Source organism: Candidatus Chlorohelix sp., assembly GCF_037138995.1.
GTDB lineage: Bacteria > Chloroflexota > Chloroflexia > Chloroheliales > Chloroheliaceae > Chlorohelix.
In genome coordinates, this window is sequence record NZ_JBAXHI010000045.1 from 1 (window position 1) to 21,823 (window position 21,823).

At 46.1% G+C, this 21,823-nt stretch carries 16 protein-coding genes; 9 read left to right on the plus strand and 7 right to left on the minus strand.

Going from position 1 to position 21,823, the window contains the following annotated elements; genetic code table 11:
• The 9 genes from WCK19_RS15770 to WCK19_RS15810 form a co-directional block, all read left to right on the plus strand.
• The coding region (locus WCK19_RS15770) for a hypothetical protein (RefSeq protein ID WP_342398355.1) at positions 1 to 370 on the plus strand (370 nt) is incomplete at its 5' end.
• Between the two features lie 21 nt (positions 371 to 391).
• Positions 392 to 1,207 (plus strand): Uma2 family endonuclease, encoded by an 816-nt coding sequence (locus WCK19_RS15775; RefSeq protein WP_342398356.1) that lies wholly within the window; start codon positions 392 to 394, stop codon positions 1,205 to 1,207.
• A gap of 119 nt (positions 1,208 to 1,326) precedes the next feature.
• Positions 1,327 to 1,620 carry a type II toxin-antitoxin system RelE/ParE family toxin gene (locus WCK19_RS15780; RefSeq protein WP_342398357.1) on the plus strand — a complete coding sequence of 98 codons (294 nt, stop codon included), beginning with the start codon at positions 1,327 to 1,329 and terminating at the stop codon, positions 1,618 to 1,620.
• Between the two features lie 12 nt (positions 1,621 to 1,632).
• On the plus strand, positions 1,633 to 1,929 hold the full coding sequence (locus tag WCK19_RS15785; RefSeq protein WP_342398358.1) for a HigA family addiction module antitoxin: 297 nt from the start codon (positions 1,633 to 1,635) through the stop codon (positions 1,927 to 1,929).
• An 86-nt stretch (positions 1,930 to 2,015) separates the two neighbouring features.
• The gene (locus WCK19_RS15790; RefSeq protein ID WP_342398359.1) at positions 2,016 to 2,222 is read left to right on the plus strand and encodes a DUF3368 domain-containing protein; all 207 of its coding nucleotides are present in this window, start codon (positions 2,016 to 2,018) and stop codon (positions 2,220 to 2,222) included.
• A gap of 201 nt (positions 2,223 to 2,423) precedes the next feature.
• Positions 2,424 to 2,675 carry a hypothetical protein gene (locus WCK19_RS15795; RefSeq protein WP_342398360.1) on the plus strand — a complete coding sequence of 84 codons (252 nt, stop codon included), beginning with the start codon at positions 2,424 to 2,426 and terminating at the stop codon, positions 2,673 to 2,675.
• Positions 2,676 to 3,304: 629 nt separating this feature from the next.
• Positions 3,305 to 6,394: a PAS domain S-box protein gene (locus WCK19_RS15800; protein ID WP_342398361.1), complete on the plus strand. Its 3,090-nt coding sequence runs from the start codon at positions 3,305 to 3,307 to the stop codon at positions 6,392 to 6,394.
• Positions 6,395 to 7,095: 701 nt separating this feature from the next.
• On the plus strand, positions 7,096 to 10,326 hold the full coding sequence (locus WCK19_RS15805) for a hypothetical protein (protein WP_342398362.1): 3,231 nt from the start codon (positions 7,096 to 7,098) through the stop codon (positions 10,324 to 10,326).
• A 25-nt stretch (positions 10,327 to 10,351) separates the two neighbouring features.
• Complete coding sequence (locus WCK19_RS15810; RefSeq protein ID WP_342398363.1) at positions 10,352 to 14,749, plus strand: hypothetical protein; 4,398 nt, start codon at positions 10,352 to 10,354, stop codon at positions 14,747 to 14,749.
• A 301-nt stretch (positions 14,750 to 15,050) separates the two neighbouring features.
• Here the strand turns inward: WCK19_RS15810 and WCK19_RS15815 are convergent, their stop codons facing one another.
• The 7 genes from WCK19_RS15815 to WCK19_RS15845 form a co-directional block, all read right to left on the minus strand.
• Positions 15,051 to 15,320: an MFS transporter gene (locus WCK19_RS15815; protein WP_342398364.1), complete on the minus strand. Its 270-nt coding sequence runs from the start codon at positions 15,318 to 15,320 to the stop codon at positions 15,051 to 15,053.
• A gap of 128 nt (positions 15,321 to 15,448) precedes the next feature.
• Entirely contained in the window at positions 15,449 to 15,883 is a 435-nt protein-coding gene (locus WCK19_RS15820) for a NifB/NifX family molybdenum-iron cluster-binding protein (protein ID WP_342398365.1), read from the minus strand.
• Between the two features lie 130 nt (positions 15,884 to 16,013).
• The gene (locus WCK19_RS15825; RefSeq protein WP_342398366.1) at positions 16,014 to 17,360 is read right to left on the minus strand and encodes a nitrogenase component 1; all 1,347 of its coding nucleotides are present in this window, start codon (positions 17,358 to 17,360) and stop codon (positions 16,014 to 16,016) included.
• A 23-nt stretch (positions 17,361 to 17,383) separates the two neighbouring features.
• Positions 17,384 to 18,898: a nitrogenase component 1 gene (locus WCK19_RS15830; protein WP_342398367.1), complete on the minus strand. Its 1,515-nt coding sequence runs from the start codon at positions 18,896 to 18,898 to the stop codon at positions 17,384 to 17,386.
• A 50-nt stretch (positions 18,899 to 18,948) separates the two neighbouring features.
• A complete protein-coding gene (nifH, locus tag WCK19_RS15835; protein ID WP_342398368.1) occupies positions 18,949 to 19,824 on the minus strand; it encodes a nitrogenase iron protein in 876 nt (291 codons plus the stop codon).
• 191 nt (positions 19,825 to 20,015) lie between these two features.
• Positions 20,016 to 20,966, minus strand: a complete 951-nt coding sequence (locus WCK19_RS15840; RefSeq protein WP_342398369.1) for a radical SAM protein — start codon at positions 20,964 to 20,966, stop codon at positions 20,016 to 20,018.
• Complete coding sequence (locus WCK19_RS15845) at positions 20,954 to 21,817, minus strand: ABC transporter permease (protein ID WP_342398370.1); 864 nt, start codon at positions 21,815 to 21,817, stop codon at positions 20,954 to 20,956. Before WCK19_RS15845 ends, WCK19_RS15840 begins: the two co-directional genes overlap by 13 nt.
• Positions 21,818 to 21,823: the final 6 nt, after the last annotated feature.

Below are 21,823 nucleotides of genomic sequence, written 5' to 3' on the forward strand. Positions count from 1 at the left end.
GCGCTACACTGATGAGGGCGAGGCAGCGCCGATAGAGCCGGATGAACAGGGGCGATTGTGGAGCGAGGAGTTGGAAAGTTGGCTGGCAGCGGACGGGCTATTCCTGCGCCTGTACGACCGCAATGGTGCAATGCGTCTGACCAAAGGGGAAGCGGAGCGGGAAGGTCGGTTGGCGGAGCGGGTAATGCGACTGGCGGAGGAAGCCGAAAAGCAAATGGAGCGGGAAGGGCGGCTGGCGGAGTTCCAACGCGCTGAGAGAGAACGGACAGAGAAAGAAGCCGAACATCAACGTGCCGAACGAGAACGGGCGGAGAAAGAAGCAGCGTGGGCAAAGCTGCGGGAGTTGGGAATAGACCCTGAGAAGCTGTAACAGGAAGTAGGATAAGAAGTTATGAGCGTCCACAAATTAGACCAAGCCCGGCTAGAGCAATCGCTGGCAGCCCAACTGGATGTCAGAGAGCTTTTCCCGGATGAGTATCTGATAGAGGAAGACAAGATGGGGGAAAGCCGCCCACAAGAGGTGCTGATAGACTACCTGAAATCGGTGCTGCGGCACTTGTACCGGTTAGAGCGGTGGATGGTGGCGGGGAACTTCAATCACTACCACGATGAGATAGAGAACTCGGAGCAACTAATCGTGCCAGACATAGCCTTGTTCAAGGGAATAGAGTTAGGAGTGGAGGAACAAGAGCGACTAAGCAGTTGGGATATGCGAAGGGGTAAACGTCAGCCACCGGCGTTGGTGATAGAAGTAAGCTCAGGTAGCACCTATACAGGTGATATTCAACCGGACAAGAAGCCGCGCTCTTATGGGTTGATGGGGGTAAAAGAATATTTCGCCTACGACCCCAACGAGCCTAGAATATACCCGAAGCGAATAGGGAAGCGATTGTTGGGCTGGCGGTACGGAACAGACAAGCAAGCGGTAACGATAAAGCCCGATGAGCAAGGGCGAATGTGGAGCGAGGAGTTGGAAAGCTGGCTGGTAGCGGATGGGGGGTATTTGCGTTTGTACGACGGCAATGGGGCGATGCGTCTGACCAAAGGGGAATCGGAGGAAGCTGAAAAGCAAATGGAGCGGGACGGGCGGATGGCTGAGTACCAACGCGCCGAGAGAGAGCGGATGGAGAAAGAGGTGGAACGAGCAGAGAAAGAGGCAGCGTGGGCTAAACTGCGGGAGTTGGGGATAGACCCTGAGAAGCTGTAATTACTTCAGGGGGCTTTGGGGCAGCTATGATAGTGGTTACCAACACCTCACCAATCATACGCTTGACGTATCGCGTATTGCATGTGAAAATATTATATGCTAGGTAGAGGAGTCAACCATTGAAACCTGAACCTCCGAAGTACCGCGACAAGCGCACCGCCCAATTCGCAAACGGCGAAAGAGTACGAGAGTTTCAGCCATTCGAGCGGCAAGCGTTTAAGCGGCTCGACATTTTGGAAAGCGCAATCAGTAAGCATGACCTGATGAAATTGCCGGGCAATCATTTCGAGGCATTAGGCGGCAATCGCAACGGGCAATTCAGTATTCGGATTAATCAGCAATGGCGTATCTGTTTTGAATGGCTTGATGGTGAGCCACACCCCTGCAATATCGAAATTGTTGATTACCATTGAGGAGGCTGAAGTATGGCAAGACCCCCCATTCATCCGGGCGAGATACTGGCAGATGAATTGAAGGAATTGGGCATTAGCGGGGCAGAACTTGCCCGCTCATTGCAAGTACCCGCCAACCGCATCACCCAAATATTAAGCGGTAAGCGTTCTATCACAGCGGATACCGCCTTGAGATTAGCGCGGTGGTTTGGTACCAGCGCCGAATTCTGGATAAATTTACAGAAGAATTACGAATTGCGCCTTGCCGAGCAAGCAGAAGGGCTGGAAATTGAACGCACTATTATCCCCCGACAGTTAAGCGCATTGTAAGTAAACCGAACAATCTTATTAGCGGTAGCAACAACTGGTATAATTACCAAGAGTGGAATATAGCTCTTAAACTCTAGGAGGGAAAAATGGCTCAGCCTGCCAGCTATCGCTATACCCCCGAAGAATATCTGCGCCTAGAAGAAAACTCGACCGATAAACACGAATTTATCGAAGGTGGTATCTACCTGATGGTGAAGCCCGTACTGGATGAACTGATGTCAAAAGCCGGTTTTTGGGTCAGCCCCGCTTTTTATGCCGATATTTTGCAATTAGCAGGCGAAACCGCCCTATAAATAAGCGTGTCTAAAATAGGCTTCACGGACGAAGAACTGGACTTCATCATCAACTACGACATCAAGTACCGCATGGGCGAGGGAGAAGAATGAAAGCAGAAGACCGAGCTTTGATTGAACGGTTTGAAATCGCTTACAACAAAACCGAAGGGCTATTAGGTATCATAGTTAACCCAAAGCGCCCTTTATAGGACAACCACGATGGAATGGGATAAAATACCGCCGCGCTTTCAGCGTCTTATGCAAATTGCTAGGGAATATGATAGGACATATTTCGAGAAAAACCCGGAGGCTGAAAGTTATATACGCCCATATCTGCCCGGCGAAAACTACCCGATGGATTCACTAATCCGAGCAAACGGGGAGGAAGTCGAGCATTGCGACTTTTTAATAGTCTATCGAGACAGACCTAGAGAAGCGCTAGACCGCAAAAAAAAGCCGGAGGATTTTTAACAATGAAACCGGCATATCAGACAATTGATTGGCAACGTACCCACTGCCGTAATCCCTGCCCTATCTTCCAGCAATGGGGGTCCAAAATAACCGCTCCTATAAATGAGGCGGCTTGAGGGGGGGCATAGTCCCCAAGAGCTTACCGGTAACTGGACGCTTTCCGATCTGATAAAGGCAAACTGGCAATAACAGCAAGGGTGTTCTGTTTTAGAACTAACCGCCCATTATTAGAACAAACTATTACTTTGCCCATTATTACAGCTATGTTGGGTTTACCCCAGGTTGATGTCCAAAAAACTAGGGCGAAACACTAAAGTGGGGTGTATTATTAGGATGATACGTTCTAAGCATTTATACTAAGTTATAACTCATGGTTCGCGCATTTTTTTGGAGGCATAGAAATTCTATTTTCCACTTTGGAGAGGTTAATTTGACAAAGTTAAAAGCTCTTTGTGAAAATGTGTATAAGGCAATTGCCCATTTCAGTATAAAGCCTTTGACTAGCACAATAAACTTAGCGCCAAGTGGGGAGCAACGTTCATTTTTAAGCAATTCTGTACTCCCAGTGTGGAATGAATCTTTCTTTCTCCTTTTCATATGCGCGAACCATGAGTTGTTAAGGTCGAAAAATGAATAAACCAAACAAGCAAACCACCAAATTCCGTTCAGACAACGATGCGAGTATTATCGCCAATGCCTTTTTTGCATTGAACCCGGATTGGGCTATTTCCTACATTGCACGCCAAGCCGAGCCTTTCTTTCCTAAAGAACAGCCCCAACTGGTAGGCAAGAATATATGGGAAGAGTATCCAGATTTAGTGGAAACCGCTGTTTTCACGCAATTCCATAAAGCGGTAGAAACAGGAGAGCCGCTTGACTTTGCGTGGTTTCATCCTCTCCTTGCAGGGTGGCTTCAATTTTACCTTATTCCTTCCCCGGAAGGTCTAGCAATCTACCTACGCACTATCCCCAACCCGGTAGCGGGGACCCAGGCAGGGCAACGCTTCGCCAAGATTTTTGAGGCAAGCCCGATAGCAATGGCTATTTCCACCATAGGGGATGGGCGTTATCGGGAGGTCAACGACAGCGTTTTAAGACTATTGGGTTGTAGTCGTGAGGAAATGATAGGGCGAACCTCCACTGAGATGGGTCTTTGGTCGAGAGAGAGCGACCGGGAAAAGATGCTTCGTCAACTTCAAGAGCAAGGCTACGTTAGAGATTTGGAGATAAAAATCCGGAAACCGGATGGTGAGGTTTTCGACTGCCTTGCCTCTACCGAGCTAATGGATTTGGACGGTGAAAGTCATTTGCTAACGATGATGAATGATATCACCAAACGTAAGCAGGCGGAAGAAGCCTTGCGTGAAAGCGAAAACAGCTTCCGCTCGGTGGTAAATAATATTAAAGAAGTGGTTTTCCAGACCGATGCCGAGGGTCTTTGGTCTTTTCTAAATCCAGCTTGGATGGAAGTAACAGGCTTTTCAGTAGAAGAAAGTCTTGGTCAGAATTTCCTCAATTATGTGTATCCCGAAGATCGTCAGCGCAATCTAGAGTTATTTACACCCCTGATCGAGCGAAAGAAAGAATATTGTCGCCATACCATTCGCTATCTGACCAAGGTAGGCACACCACGCTGGCTTGAAGTATATGCCCGTTTAACGCTCGATGCACACGATACGGTGATAGGCACTTCTGGCACACTCCGCGATGTTCACGAACAGCGTCTGGCGGAAGAAGCCTTGCGTGAGAGCGAGGAGCGGTATCGTTTCCTAGCTGAGAACAGCACTGACACAATTACCCGCCTTTCGCCTGAAAGAATTTTCGAGTATGTCTCTCCCGCTTGCCAGAAATTCATCGGCTTTACTCCCGAAGAATTGGTGGGTCATCCTCTCTTAGAATTTGTCCATTCCGATGATCAAGCTCAGTTCCTACAACTACGCCCAAGTTGGCAGGAGCAAAACAAAGAGGTTTTAATAACCTACCGTCAACGCTGTAAAAACGGGCAGTATCTTTGGGTGGAAGTCAGCATGCATTACATCACCGACCCCACTACTGGGGAATTGCTCAATATCATCTCTGTAACTCGCGACATCACCGAGCGGCGAAAAATGGAGGAAGCGCTGGCTCAAGTCCGTGATGAGGCTTTAGAAGCCAATCGCCTAAAATCAGAATTTCTTGCCACCATGAGCCATGAAATCCGTACCCCCATGAACAGCATTATTGGGGTAACGGAACTGCTGCTGGAAACGCCACTGGAGGAAGAACAGCGCGAGTTTGCTGAGATAATCCAAGACTCCGCCCAAAACTTGCTCACTATCATCAACGATATTCTGGACTATTCCAAAATAGAAGCCGGTAAGCTGGTTTTGGAGGAAATACCCCTGCCCACCTTGGAATTGGTCGAAAACGCCGCCGAGACGCTCGCCCCGCTTGCTCGCAAAAAGAACCTTTCGCTGCTGACTTTTGTTGACCCGAATGTACCGGAGCGAGTAATCGGTGATCCTGTCAGGTTGCGCCAGATATTGCTAAACTTAATCAGCAACGCCATAAAATTCACCTCACAGGGAGAAATCCTAGTAAAGGTACGCGCAGAATCCATCGACAATAGCACAGCACTTTTGCACTTTTCGATTTCAGACACTGGTATAGGGATATCTGAAACCGAGTCCCTGCGTTTGTTCCAGTCTTTTTCTCAAGCGGATGGTTCAACCACCCGCAAATATGGTGGAACCGGGCTTGGGCTTGCCATCTGCAAACGCTTGGTAGAACATATGGGTGGGGAAATAGGAGTGGAAAGTGCTCCTGGCAAAGGCTCAATCTTCTGGTTTAGCGCCCGGTTCAAATTTGATGCTACATCTTCAGTTAAATTATTAGTTCCAGAGTTAGATTTAAGCGGTTCTTTGGTTTTGGTGGTAGATGACCTGCCTTCCCACCAACAAATTATTCGGCAATATTTGGAATCGTGTGGCATCCAAAGTCAGGGGGCTGTTAGCGGGCAAGAGGCGCTAACCCTTTTACAGGAAGCCGTTTCAAAAAAGCCGTTTGACCTAGCTATTGTGGATCTGGTTTTGCCTGATATAGACGGCTTTGCGCTAGCGCGTGCCATCCAAAAAAACCCTGCATTGGAGAATCTCCCTCTAATTATGCTAACGGCTTTCGACGAACGTGGTCAGACTGAGCAGGCTCTACGTGCCGAATTTTCAGCCTATTTGACCAAGCCTCTCAAAAAAGCGCAGTTGTTGGAGACAATTGAGCGAGCACTTTCAGAAAGGAAAGTTCGTCTGCTAGAGGAGGGGAAAGCAGGACGCAGACGGATACAAACTCAGCCGCTAAAATCGGGTATCGTGGTGCTTGTGGCGGAAGATCATCCACTCAACCAGCATTTAATAAAGACCCAGTTGACCAAACTGGGGTATGCTTGCCGGATTGTGTGGAACGGTCAGGAAACCCTGGAAGCTTTTGCAAAAGGAGGTTATAGCTTGATTCTAATGGATTGTCAGATGCCAGTGATGGACGGTTATACTGCGACAGCACACATCCGGCGATTAGAGAAAGCTGGGATGGGGAGGATACCCATCGTAGCCTTGACCGCCAATGCTATGCCGGAAGAACGGAAACGCTGCTTAGACGCGGGTATGGACGAATATCTCAGCAAGCCGGTGAAGCTGGAAACGCTGCGCCAAACCCTCGAAAACTGGCTGCCCAAGAAAGGGAAATAAATAGCACGGTCAAATCTTCCCTTGACGAAAACAGACAATGGTTGCTGGTTAAGGTATTAGATTAATAATTGAGAAATAGCAGGCTCTGCGTAAAATTCTGTGATTCAATATAAAAAGTTAGACAGCGGTGGTCAAATTAGCTATGCCGCTTCCGCATCTAAAACCATGAGCTTCAACAAATTAAAGCTTGCTCTCTCCTAAACAGGGATTTCGACCACTCACTAAAATCAAGTGGAATAGGGTGAAACAATGCCTTTATTTTACTAATATACGAAAAAGGGTTTCATTGTTCTATTTCCCGCGTTACCACTAAATTTTACGCAGATTCTGATATTTCTCAATTATTAATCGAACACCTAGATGAGCTTTTTAGCTTTGTAGAAGCCAAAAAAAACAAGTCTATGTCGTAATGGGTGCAGGGAAAATGCGTTTGGAAATAGATACCAGCTTTGAGACGTTTGCTTTGAGCTTGTCTCTCTTGCTACCTAGTTACGGTTGCTTTAGTCTTCATGAAAAGTTTTAGCTAAACGCATAAACCCTGCCCTGAACACATTGTCTATTGCAAAGTGACGTTTAGTATGCTAACTTAAATGAACGGTTTCTTTTCGTAACACAATCATCTAAAACCTACTTTTATTGTTCGACTATCCGCAAGAAATTATATTCTAATCAATTTAAATATTCGCAGGTGAGAAAAAGCAATGAATGAACCTGACGAGTTGAAGCGGCGCATTGTCTCGGAGCAACTAGTAGCCCGAAATAATCTTTTTGAGTTAGCCGGGCTCTCCGAAATACTTCGCCCAAAATTGTCTCCCTCTCCAAGTTTCGTGCATGAATTGATCCGACCTGATGACCTGTTACATCTTATAGTGCACGGCTACAACCTGAAGGTTGTAAAGAATCGGCGGGTTTCGATTCTGACACGTATTAATCCAGATGCCAAAACTTATCTGGTCTATATATTCCCGCCGCAAAGTATTGTAGAGACCGCTTTTTATGAAACAGGCAGTCAAGAAGATTTGCCTCCCAACATTAAGCTCACGCGCCCCAATCCGGAGCCGCCCCCAGAGAATTTTACCCGTCCCAAGGCGCATATTGCCGGAGCAAGTCGTTTAGTTTTTCAGGTTCCACCTCAAGTGCATGACATTACCCTGTCACTGGAAAGCTTGTTGGACTGGTCAAAGTATGAACTGATAGTTTCAACTTTAGCGGCACTTCCTCCTGCACCGTCTCAGCAGGAAATACAACAAGCGCCTAGCGTAACTCAGCCCACTGCACTTGAAACTGCCATTGAGCTACCATCAAGACTCTTTATTTCGCCGGGAAATAGTGTTACTTGGCGGCACTCCAAAAAACCTGTTACAAGTGAGGGGCGCACTGAACTGTGGCATACCCGGCTGGGGAAAGTACCGCTGAAAAAGAGTGAAAGTCCCGAATTATCACCCCAACAGCAAGTCCCTTTGCGGGCTATCTGGTCTCCAGATTTTAAACCGTTTGATCCGCCTGGCAAAAATGATCAGGATTCTGATCTGGGACGGTCTGCTCTTAACCCTAATGACCGTCATCAAATCGTTGCTTTAACTTCGGATTATCATAATTTCAACAAATTTAAAGCTCCACCCATCCCGCCCACACCCTTTTATGCCGAGCAGTTAATGCTAACAGCGTTAGGTGGCTGGCTGAAATCGCGAGGAGTTTGGGATTACGGTCAGTTGCAGCAGCGCGAGACAATTCACAAGTTTGTAGAAGAGGTGACACTGGTTAAAGCCAAAAGTGCCTTTACCCTATTTGATTCGGCAATATTTGAAGCGTTGGCACAGGATGGGGTGTTTGTGCGTCCGGTTAAAGACGAATTTGATTTGATGGAGTGGGTGCATAAGACTAGCCAAGGTCGTGACCACTATGTGCGAGTGGTGTATGCGGGGCATCTTTTCCCATTCGGGCACCGCGCTTCGCTGGTAAAAGTAACGGAGCGTCGCTTTGAGAAAACAAATAACGGCAGTGTAGTAGCACTTCTACGCCAATACGATTATATAATAGTGCGTGAACCAGAGAAGGTTTACACCGGACAACCTTACCCGCACAAAGGGTATGAAATGCCACTAAAGAAGGCTAAAATTACCACGTTGGTTACTCCTACCATCAAGCCTTACGATACATACCCGGCTAAAATTACCGATGAAGCTTTCTGGATTATTGAAAATGAGCATGGCACTGATTTCCAATTTCACATAGTGACAGAAGATATAAGCGAAAATTCAGCCGAATTTAACACACCGCTGATATTTATCCGGCGCACCGGCGACTATAAACCGGCTCGCGACCAGTATGTACAAGCACATCCCAACCGTACCCAGATAAAGTTGTTTGGGCAAAAACTAACCTATGCGCCACGCGACCAAGCTTTGAATACAGATAACACTACCCTTGATACTTCTGCCCTCTATTTCAATGTAGCAGAGGCAGCCAGCCTGAAAGAGGAATTTGGTGGCTTTCTGCCCTTCCTGCATCAAGCAGATGTGCGCCTAGCTTCTTATGAGCAAATATTGGGAGGAAATCAGTCGGTCAGTATCAAATATTACCAAAACTACCTGACCAGCCCAGTAGGACTGGACGCAAATGCTGGGGTTTTTGCACGACTGGTTAAACCTTTTACCGATCTGGAGCAGCCTCTTGAAATAATTTTCGGAGCAGATAAGGGAGGTGGTATCAGCACTCCAAACCAGAAGCTAACCAGCCTTACCCGTCGCTATGGAGCGCAAGCTGGCTCTCCCCAAAAAGCTGAAAATGATGATTTCGACCCGGCGGATTATTTCAAGGATTTAAGCGGCAGCAAGATTCCGAAATTGTTCGGGGCGCTTGACCTAATAAACATCTTGTTAGGGGGGAAAACCAGCGATAAAAGCCCTAAAGTGCGTACCCATCAAAAGCCCGATGGCACTTTTGTAGTAACGTTGGACTGGACTCCAGAGATAAAGCCTTTCGAGTTCACAGCAGTATCTTTCAAACCGAATAAAGCAGATGGCTTGGAGATTCACGCCGAAATTGAAAAGCCCATCACCGGGGCGTCTACTTCCCTATTTTCCGGCAAACTGTCTGATTTCAATCTAGAGATATTTGAATCTATTGAACTGAGCTTTACCGAATTCAGTTTTGAGAACAAGAATGGGCAGAAGCCGGATGTATCAGCAAAACTGAAAGGTCCCCCTGAATTTAAGGGTGGGCTTGATTTTATCAAAAAGCTGAGTGAATTGATTCCTAAAGGAGCGTTAGGGGATGGTCCTAGTTTAGATATTAGCGCTACCGGTATCAAGCTCAGCTACAATATTGCGTTACCCCCTGTTAGCGTTGCCGTTTTCACTCTCAAAAATCTGAGCTTTACTGCCGGATTATTACTACCCTTCTTCGATGGCAAGCCCACCATTCTATTTGATTTTGCTTCTCGCGAGAAACCCTTCCTGTTGACCGTATCCCTTTTTGGAGGAGGAGGTTTTGTACATCTTGAGCTAGACACCGAAGGCATGCAGCAGCTTGAAGTGGCGCTTGAGTTTGGAGCTAGCGTTGGGCTGGACATTGGTGTTGCTTCCGGCAGTGTTCATGTAATGGCTGGGATTTATATCAAAATCCAGAAACAGAGCGATGGCAAAACCTCGGCTTTTCTGGAAGGTTATCTCCGTATGGGCGGCGAGCTTTCGGTGCTAGGTATTGTTTCGGTTTCAATTGAACTGTATCTTGGCTTTCGCTATGACATCAATACCGGGAAATGTTTAGGAAGGGCTATTCTCAAAATTGAGGTTTCAATTTTATTTTTCAGTGTAAGCGTTGAAGTAACGGTTGAGCGCAAGTTTGGCAGTAATGGTGGCGACCCGGATTTCAAGATGCTGGTAAGCGAACCCGCTATGTGGCAGGATTACACAGATGCCTTCGCCTAGAAATACTGAAAGTGAGTAAGAACGAATGGCTGATAGAATTGAATTAATTTTTACCACTCTACCGCAGGGTGTTTTACATAAAGGGCTTGATTTGCCGGTTTCGGCACTGCTATCTCCCCGCTTAGTCGGAGATAGCACGGTGTTGGGAACTTACCCACTTATGCTAAACTGGACGCAGCTTTTAAAAGATAGCGGTATGGAATTGGTATTTGAGTGTGCCGGTAAAACCTTGTCGGTTCCAATTGATACCGCTCCACTGCGCCCTGATTTATGGCATGCGCTTTTTAAGGAGAATACCCCGGTTATCCCTTTTACCTTCGAGGATTTGAGCGATAGCTTTGTGCCATCCTATCCCTCACGATTGGCGCTTACCGCTATAAAAGGAATTTACCAACAAGCGGGGGTAGAGTTAGCTTTGCCAAGGGAGGGCAATCAGGAGCGACAAGGTCGGAATATTTCACGCTATCTAGAGGGGCTTCAGATTAATTGGGATGATAAAAAAAGTCGGGAATTGCGGGATAAATGGCGCAGGCTACAAAGAAATTTATTCTTACGGCTCAAAGATGGGGGTAGGCTTTCGGTGGGTGTGGGGTTAGTATCACAAAACGCTAAGGTTGGGGCGGATGGTTTGCCGGATGCCACGCAATTACCGCAGCCCGGTACAACTGACTCTAAATCGCTGCATAAATATGTGGCAGAACAATTTGCCGTATTCCACCATATGCCTCAGCCCGATTTGGAAAAAACACCCGACCTAACGAAAAAAGATGCCGAGCAAGTGCTAGATTTCCACAAAGTAATCGCTGCGCTCAGTTCATATCCGGATTTGCTTAGATTATTGGGTCTGGCTGTCGATGTAACACTTCCGATTGACTTCGTAGCGCAAACCGGAGGGACACAACCGGGAAAAATCGGAGTAGCAAAGGTTAATTTCAACGCTAACTTCCCTGAACGATTCACGTTGCAATTGGCAGATCGCCCTCCTCAGTACACCGCTTATTACCATTTTCCTTTCGTTCAGAATCAACATCTTTTCTTTACTGCCCCGCGAGGTGGACTCAATAGCTTCGAGATGCTTGGGCTACTGAACCTGAAACCGGAGGAATATGTAATCGGACAGGTAGAAGTAGATTCTGCTTTGCATAAAATGATTATTCTTTCTGAATCGGCAGATGCAGCCCAACCCGCTCAGCACCCTGAAATTTTTGATGCTACCAATACGTTACCCTCATTGCGCTCAGGCGGGATGGCGCTATTGGCTGATCTTCGCGCTATAAAATTATTAGCCTCATTCGATAAAACCAAACAGACCAACCAGAAATATGAAGCAAATCAACCACAGCCGGAACCTTTTTTTGTAGAAGACCTAGTTCGTGGCTATCGGCTGGATATATTCGATGTTACGAACGGCAAATGGCACTCACTCCACCGCCGTGATGAAACATACACGGTGAATGAAATAGAGGTAAATCTAACCGATAAAGAGGGTTACACCCGTCTTGCTGTCGGACAACCCCCTAAAGATAGCGCGGGTAAAGTTGCAACCGATGATTTATATATTTCGGAAGCGATAGCGCGTTGGAATGGCTGGAGTCTAAGCGCTCCACGCCCTGAAAAGGGCTTGACCCGCAATCCTGACCCTGCTAAAGCCATACCCCCTGATAATATAAACGATTTACCGGAGGATGATCGCCCAAACCAACCGGTCACTCCCTTTAAATTAGTGGCAAAATTTAAGGTGGTTAAAGGTTCACTCCCCAGCCTGCGCTTTGGGCGTTGTTATCGCCTCAGAGCCAGGGTGGTGGATTTATCGGGTAGAAGTCTGGAACTGGACGACCCTGTGCTACCGCTGATTTCCCCAGATTTGGGGATTCCACGCGACCCCGAAGGCTTTGCTTATTTGCGCTACGAGCCGGTAGAACCGCCAGTGGTAATACCACGCCAGATTGAAGCGTTGACGCTGCCCGGTTCAAGCGCTGAGCGAATTGTTATACGCACCTTCAACGATAATCCATCCAAAGATAGCGCATCGCCCGACCTTACCGCCAATGACCGGCACATTGCGCCACCCCGTACCTCGGTGGAGATAGCCGAACGGCATGGTAAATTCGATGATGCGACTGGAAAGCTTAAAGGCGATTTGGCTACCTACCAGCTTATCGCCGACAGGGATGATGAGCAAAAGAGCCAGTTCAAGCGCGAACCATTACCCACTTTGATAAATCCTGAAACCAACCAACCTGAAACTGTGCCAGTTGAACCTGATTCACGACTTACGGGAGTACCTTACCTACCCGAACCACTTTCCAGAGGTGCTGCCTTTCGAGATTTACCTGGCAGCCGTTCAGGTACACTAGGGAAAGCTACCGGCTCGGCAGGAGCAGTCAACTACACGCCCCTTTCCGACCCCAATCCGCGCCCCGGCTCGGCTACGCTGGTTAGTTTTGAAGGCGAAAAAGATTTTACAGAAGCAAAACCTTTCCGGTTAGCGCTGGAAGAAGGAACTGAGGGCGCACACTGGAATCCGGCGCAGCGTGTACTTACGGTCTATTTGCCTAAAGCCGCGAATAATATTATACCTTTGAGTAGCTACATGACTGCCGCAGATCTCAAATTGATGGGGGTGTGGCAATGGCTGAGAGAATATATCGAGGCTACCAGAGAAGCGGAAAACCAATTTTTCTATACATCCGGTCTTCAGGATAAACTGGCACATATTTTACAGCGTTCGGTGGAAGGCGGTCATTGGATGCTGAATCCACCGAAACTGCTTGAATTGGTAAATGCAGTACAACAGCCTATCGGACAACCTGAATTCACTGCTTTGGATGTAATTCCGCCCGCCCTTTACAAAGATTTGATACCTATGTCCCTGAAATTTACGCTGGATAATCAGGCAGATTTGGAGTTGTATCCCATCCAGGCTATGCGAAAACTCGGCGCGCCGGAAGCTTTTCTAGTTGGCGCGTTAAAGGTACACGGACAATCCACCGCAAAGGTTGATTTGCTGGCGGAATGGAGTGAGCCTTTTGATGACCCTACTGAAGTACCCTCGCGCAAACAACGCAGTGATTATGTGGATGCGCTGCCATTGCCAAACCTTCAAGAAGCTTTTATAGATAATTCTGGACGTTTTGTTGGCTACTTTGACCCTGCCGAGAATTTGGTTTGCTTTGTCGCTGGTGGTGAAACGCTAGGGCGCGTAACTGAAGGTAAAACCCTTGACTCAACCGCCGCACCTTGCCATCATTTTGGAGACACCAAACACAGGCGTGTAACTTACAAAGCAGTGGCAACTTCGCGCTATCGTGAATATTTTCCACAGAATCAGAATCTGGATTTTACTCGTAGCAGTGAAACGGTAACGGTGGAAATACCTGCGTCAGCCCGACCTTTATCGCCATCTGTGCGCTATGCTATCCCGACTTTCGGCTGGGAGCGGCAGACTGAGACAAATCTAAAACGCAGTGTACGGTATGGTGGCGGTATCAGGGTTTATTTTGAACGTCCTTGGTACTCTTCCGGTGACGATGAATTGCTGGGAGCAGTATTATATAATTCCTCCGATAACAATTCTATCGATAGTGGAGACAGTCTGAAGAACCGAGAACAATGGAAGCGTTTTGTTACCCAATGGGGCAGTGACCCACTCTGGGATACGGGTTCGCTATATGATACCCCTTACTATAGCTCTTTTGAAGGCTGGCAGTTCCATGAAGAGGGTCTGACGCTTGAGGAGAATACCCCGCTTAATGCTGCTGGCAGGCATGGTTTGGTAGATGTAGTGGGTTTTCCGGTAAAATTTGATAAACCGCGCAACCTTTATTATTGCGACCTGACGCTCAATGCCGATTCCTACAACCCTTTTGTGCGTTTGGCATTGTGCCGCTACCAACCCTATGCACTACCCGATGCCAAGCTTTCGCGGGTAGTCTTAGCAGATTTTGTACAGCTTACACCCTATCGCGCTGCCACCATTACCGCTGACCCTTATCACCCGCGTAAGATTCGCTTGACAGTAACCGGACCTGCGCCACGTGGACCTCAACCCAAATATATCAACCCGTTTATCCTTCCACCTGACCACCCTACCTCGGTGACAGTAGAAGTACAACAGAAGTCCGGTTCAGGTGATCTGGATTGGGTGCTGGTAAATTCTACAACGGTTGCAGTTACAATTGAAAAAAACGGACCGGACTCTAATCAACCTAACCTGAGTATCTGGTCTGGTAGCTTTACCTTTACCAATCACCCCAAACCTGGGCAATATCGGCTGTTAATTACAGAGCGAGAATTTATCTCAACCGATTACGGAACATCTTCTGGCACAGGCGGTAGATTGAATCGATCCTTCCAAAATGCGCCCGGTAGAATCATATATGCTGAAATAGTTACATTGGATAGCGCACTGATCGGGATATAGTGAAATCGGTGTTCGATTAATAATTGAGAAATATCAGAATTTGCATAAAATTTAGTGGTAAAGCGAAAAGAAAGAAAAAAGGGAGCCTTTTTCGTATATTAGTAAAGTAAGGGGCGTTATTTTACCCTATTTCATTTGATTTTAGGGAGTGGTCGGACTCTCTGTCTATGGGAAAGCAATCTTTGATTTGTTGAAGCTCATGGTTTTAGGTGCGAAAACGTCATAGCTAATTTGACCACCGCTGTCTGCCCTTTGATTTTTCACCACTAAATTTTACGCAGATCCTAATATTTCTCAATTATTAATCGAACACCAAGCTGAAAGACGGTACAAAAGGCGCAATTGAACCAGAAATGAAAACCAGTATCATCCCTGCACAAAAGATGCGACGCGGTCCAAATAGATCCGCCAGTCTTCCCATCAGAGGTTGGCAAACTACAGTCCCGATATAAAAGCCGGAAATGAGCCAAGTTGTGGTTGGGAGATTCACTTCAAAATTCCCGCTGATTTTGGTTATTGCGACAGAAATCATTGAAGAGTTGAGGGGGCAAAGCAAAATTCCCAATGTCACAATAGACAATATCCTTATAGGCACTCGGACCTGAGTAGCTTCGGTAATTAGTTGCGTTTTTTTAAGCATTTTTCATGTCCTTATATCTAATTCGGAGAATCTTGGTGGATTTCTTGCGAATACAACACTTATTGGTTCTTTGAGCGGGGACCCGTACCATTATGAGGGTGCTGACCATGTTCGTGGCTAGGCTGAGTTGTTGAAAAAGGGAACGGATTTTCCAGTAACTTTCCCCTTTTAGCATAACTTTTTAAGGCTTTATCAATGGGTAAGGATAAAGGTATCGCTTTTATTCCTTTTTCCTGTAAAGTGCTTACTGCTTCTGGACCTATTTGGCTTACCAAAACGACCTCAACATCGTACAGTAGCTCGGCTATAATATATATTCTATTGTGCTGTTTACTGGAGTCTTGCTTATTTGCTTGGTGGAAATCGTTTCTTCTTGTTTCCAAAAGCTGATAATCGCCTTCCTGATTCACCTCATAAATCAGGAACTCCTGCGCCTTACCAAAATGCTCTGTAATGTTAACGCCATCACTACTTCCTACTGCTATTTTCGACAAAGCAATCCTCCCTTAAGGATAAATATTTCATAGATTTCAGGAACTGGGATTTTCTAGAGGAGTAGCCTATGTGGGTGTCCCCTTAGAAAATCCCACTTTTTATTCGAGCTATGGATTAAAAAAGCCGCATTTATGGCACGATAAACTTGCTTAAGACATGCTCAATTATTGCCACTCCGCCACCATAACCGGCATAGGTCTCTCGCACCACTAGACGACTGTTTGCTGGAAAACTTACGTTTAGAAATATCTTGCCCTCTGATTCTGCCAAGAAACGCTCCTGAGAAGTTGCCAGTAGTAACCTGAAATTTGATTTTTTCAGATGCTGCCTTATTTCCCAAGAATCTATTTCAAACACTACCTTTGGAGGCAATCCACCAACATCTTGGAGGTTTTTAATTATCTCCTCCCGGACTTCCTCAGGTGGGTCATCATTTATTATGACTTGGGTTGCAGTAAAGCCCGCCAACTTTGTTAGGTAACGGGTTATACCTACTGCCGTGGACGCACCTGCTATTATGTTAAAGGGCAAGGCGGGACCAAATTGAGCACAGCTATCCCCAGCTATATTCAAGTCATTGTAAGCCTCTGCTTCTTCTTCGGCAATTAGCTTCTCATATTTTGCCTTTGGTATCTTTAGCTTTTGAGCAACTGCTCTTACAAAAGCACTCGTATCTATAGGACCTGAAGGCAAGAAGGGGAAAGTGACATAAGGCACATCAAATTTTTCCTCAATAAGTTTGGCGGTCTTTACGCCCACCCAAGGCGAAATTACTATGGACAGTTCCGCCGCCGAAATATTTTTTATGCCTTCAAGTCCGCTCGCATCCCCTACAAACTGATTCACTTTTAGCCCGAGTTTTTGCAGAGCTTCTTTGATAGCCCGTAGATTACCGCGCCAAAAAACATCCTGATAGGGTACAATGCCTAGAATATTAACCAAACCTTTTACTTTTGGCTTTGGTTTAACCAACTTGCGGATAAAGGTTTCAAAGACCAGCTCATACCCGGTATTGGAATTTCCTGAGAACCCGCTGGCGTTAACGGCTAACACTGGTGTTGGTTCCTCTGCGAATTCCCTAGCAACCGAATCTATATCATCGCCAATCATGTTAGATATACACCCAGCTACCACAAAGTAGGCATCCCCATCAATCAAGTCAAGCGTGGCTCTGACCTGATCTCTCAGTCTGGTTTCTCCACCAAAAACCACTTCATTCTCTGACATGTTTGTAGATGGAGCGTTAACCCCACTGATATAACCGATACCTTGAAGCCCCCCAGCCATCCTGAAAGAAAGTAACTGGTTCTGTCCACAACCTGCCCCAGCGTGGATGATTGGGATTATCCGATTTATATTGGTAATGACTGCCAAGGCACCACCCAGAGAACAGGTGTACTTGGGAGCCTCCAGACATCTTTGGTCAGATGGCTGCTCTGTCAGGTCTTCTTTTTTAACCAATGAAATATTGGCCATTATTTATCCCTCTCTTTTTATCCCTATAAGGCTTTTGAATAGGCTAGGGCATCGGGTTGCTCATACCACCAACTTTTGTAGGGACTCGGAGTTTTGGCATGGAGTGTTCTGGTCAGGGATTGATTTTGAAGGGATCGCTGTACGATATAGCCGTAGTTCAAAATACCCCGAAATACAAATTGGTTTGCTGGTATGGAAAAATCAGAACGGAAGGAATGGTTTCTTACCTGGCTACCCTCTCTTTTGTAAACTCCCATAAATGGGCAGCCCGTATAAAGATCCGGTTTTAAGCGGTTTAGCATATGGCTGTGTTCAAAAGGTTGTTCGTCAGAAGAGTGAACTTCAAAATCTCCCAATTCCTCATGGACTTTTACCAAATCCTCCACAATATAGGGGTCTATTTCCCTAGAACTTATCGCCGCAACTTTTATTCCCAGTTCTGCTGCTAAGCGAGGGATGAATGCAATTCTTAATTGCCCTGCCGCCACAAAAATGCTTGCTTCTTTGCCATTCATACTGGCTTTCAAGTTCTTTTTCAACTCTTCCAATAGCGGGGTAACGATGGAAATCTCTTCCTCAATTAGAGCTTCAATCTCTTTTTCCTTGCCCGTATGCTTTGCGATTTCCCTAAACCAATCTGCCGTATTTTGCAAACCAAGCGGTCCCGGTTCCCTAAAATAGGGTACTCCAAATTTTTCAAACAAAGCTCTTTGCAAATATTCGCCATAAGAGGCGCAGGTTGGAGCGGTTACCGCTGCTTCAGACATAGTTTCAAGTTCTTCAGTAGTTGCAAAATCCGGTACATAGTTGGCTCTCAGACCGACTTTTGCAAACAGTCGATTGATTTCCACCCTGTCCGCCCAAGTAACGCTAAAAGGCGCGATGATATTGACCAAGTCCTTCTGTTTCTTTTTAGGCGGTTTAACCAGATACTTAACGATAGCATGCGAAGAGGCATCAAAGGCAGTCTGGTTAATCTTGGAACGGAAACCTTCGCAATGGACTGGAACCAGAGAGGCTTGAATTTCTGGTTGAATAGAATCCACTACCCCTTCTATATCATCACCCATCACGCCGGAAGCGCAAGAAGTGGCAATTATGATAGACTTGGGATTGTAGCGTGCATTTGCTTCGATAATAGCTTGCCTGAGCTTTTTCTCGCCGCCAAAAACGATGTCACTCTCTGAAAGATTGCTGCTTAATACCGCTAGTTCAAACTCTTGGGGTTTGCCTAAGGCTAATGGGATTTTCTGAAACATTTCCCGATAACCGTTTGTTCCTTGGGAGCAACCCACTGGTCCGTGAATGATAAGAATCGAATCTCGGATAGTGACAAGTCGCATTACTGTTTGAGTTAAAAGGCAGCCTCCCGATTGCTCGAACGTGCGGTTGCGCCATTCTAGCCCTTTTCCAGATTTATAGTCTTCCACCAAATCGCTGAGGCTTCCCGCATAATTCTTAATTGTACCCAAGCGGTCTTCTCTTTTAGGACTTGTCTTGGAATCTAAGTCCAGTTTCTCTTCTTTAAACTGTGGCATTAATGAATACCTTGCCTTCCTGCTTAAAATAATGGATGCTTCTTACACAATTAAATACTAGCAGCCACGCTGCGAACCTCGCCAGCTTCAATTGCTAACAACTGATCTCCCCATTTCGAAGCCCACTCGCGTAGTTCCTGAGTATCCAAGGGAGTAGGTACTTTCGATTCAGTATGGTTATATATTTTAGAAGCCAAACTACGATAAATATCCGCCTGAGCAGATTTAGGAGCAGCCTCTATTGTAGTTTTACCCTGCAATTCGCTTTGGGTTACCGTCACGGAACGTGGCACATATTCGACAACTTGAGTGCTAGTTCTGCTTACGAAATCATCTATAATCTCTTTCGAATAGCCCACATTAATAGAGTTAGCTATGACACCTCCCAACAGCCCTCCACCAGAATTGGAGTATTTTTGGATACCTTTAAACAGGTTGTTAGCGGCATATACTGCCATAAAATCTGCTGAGGAAACCGTAAAGACATGCTCGGCGATTCCTTCGCGAATGGGGACTGCAAAACCGCCGCAAACAACGTCACCCAAAACATCATAAATAACGATGTCTATATCGAGTTCCTTGAAAACGTTTAATTGCTTCATTAGCTCCACAGCAGTTATGATACCGCGACCAGCGCATCCGACACCCGGCGCAGGACCACCAGCTTCTACGCAATATACTCCGTTGAAACCCTCATAAACTACTTCGTTTGTTTTTACCTTGAGCTTCTCCCGAAGAGTATCTAGGATAGTGGGGATATAGTTTCCGCCCCGCAAGGTGTTCGTAGAATCTGCTTTTGGGTCGCAACCAAACTGCATCACTTTATAACCAAATGTTGAAAGCGCCGCGCTAATGTTTGAGGTGGTAGTTGACTTGCCTATACCACCTTTGCCGTAAATGGCAATCTGCTTAATTTTCTTAGACATATTACTCCTTCGTTGTAGGTTGTACTGTTACTAAAACACTGATATTAACCGGGTTATAAATAGCTGTGTTAATTAATTCTGAGGTTGTAGCCTGAGTTGCTTCCATTATATGGATCATATATACAAGCTTTTTACTCAGAGAATTACTATTGCCCCAATAGGTTTTTCCTGCTTTAACTTATTTCAAAAGTTTAGGACTTCAAAAACTTGGCTTCGCAACTCTTTGTGGTTGTAACTGAGCCGCAGCCTTCTTCACCCGGTACCCCTATGGCATCCGCTCGGCACTGGTTACAATTTCGGAATTGCTTGAGAATGCGGTCACATTGATCTCTTACCCTGTTTAATTCTTCAGGGGTTGGGGGGATAGTATCTTTGAATTTTCCCTGTGGAATTAGGGGCATGATATTCATCACGTGCGCTCCCAATTCTTTTACAACGCGGGCAACTCTAGCCAAATGTCGGTCGTTAACTCCCGGAATTAAAACCGAGTTCACTTTAACTACCATGCTTCTTTTAACTGCTTCCCGCAAACCTTCGAGCTGATTTCTGCTCAAAATTTCGAAGGCTTCCCGACCCTTATAGGTTATACCCTTATACCTGACGTGGGTGTAAATTTTCGCGCCTATTTCTGGATCTACCGCGTTAATGGTGATGGTTAAAGCAATTACACCCGCCCTATCTAATTCTTCAATTTTTTCGGGCAGCATCAGACCATTGGTTGAGGTACAAAGGATTAGCTCAGGAAAGAGTTCTTTAGTTTTCAATAGAGTTTCAATAGTGGCATCATTAGCCAGCGGATCACCGGGACCGGCAATACCTAAAACTTTAAGTCTCGGCTCAAGTGCTAAGGCTTCACCAATGGTGGACATCGCCACATCTGGCGAAATCACTTTGGTAGTAACGCCGGGTCGGTTTTCATTTGGGCAATCAAACTTGCGAACACAATAACCACACTGGATATTGCATTTCTTGGCTACCGGCACGTGAATTCTGCCAAATTTATTATGAGCTTCCCCACTATAGCAAGGGTGCGTAGCCACTTTAGCTACTAGGTTGGGTTGTTGTTCAAATTTCCCAGAAAATATAGCTTGGGCTAAATCGGTCATAACTACTCCTTCAATCTGTCCTTCTAGCGTTTCCACGGTATAACCACCCGTTCGATATAATTCAAGGCATAAGTAGATAAAAGTCCAAGAACGGCTATAATCAGTAAACCTGCATACATATCTTCTACAAGCAGAACTGACCACGAACTCCAAACTAGGTAGCCTAAACCCGACCTAGCCCCTACAAACTCGGCAGATACGAGAACTATTAAAGCAATACCCATAGCCAGTTTTAAGCCAGCGAAGATAAACGGTAAAGCTCCGGGAAGGGCTATGTCTCTAAAAAATAACCAGCGGCTTGACCGGTAGTTCTGCCCCACATCAATATAGATTGACGGAATATTGGCTACCCCTGAAACAGTGTTAATCAAAACTATATAGAAAACTGCTACGGCGATAATCGCAATTTTAGAACCATCTCCAATGCCAAATATGATTAAGAAAAGTGGGAATATTGCAATCTTGGGAATGGGAAAGGTCGCATCGATAAGGGGCTGTATCGCTGCCCGAACTATAGGCGAGATACCCATCACAATACCGATTATTACACCCGGCACTACGCCCCAGATATAACCGTAAACCGTTCTTCCGATACTTGCCCAGAGGTGGTCCCATATCTCGCCAGACTGAAACAAATCCCAAAGCTTGCTGAAAATAGCGGAAGGAGCCGGAAAGAAACGAACGTCAATAATTTTCAGATTGCTCAATATTTCCCAGAAACCCAGCAATAACAAGGGTGTAGCAACCGAAACAACTTTGATGAAAAACTGTCGGAATTGAAAGCTTTTCTTCTTTTCAGATTCATAATTAAGAATTGGGCTGCTAGTCGGTATTGGCTGGGTCACTGTAAAGTTTTTTGTAGCTATATTTAACAACTCATGTTCCATAAGCTT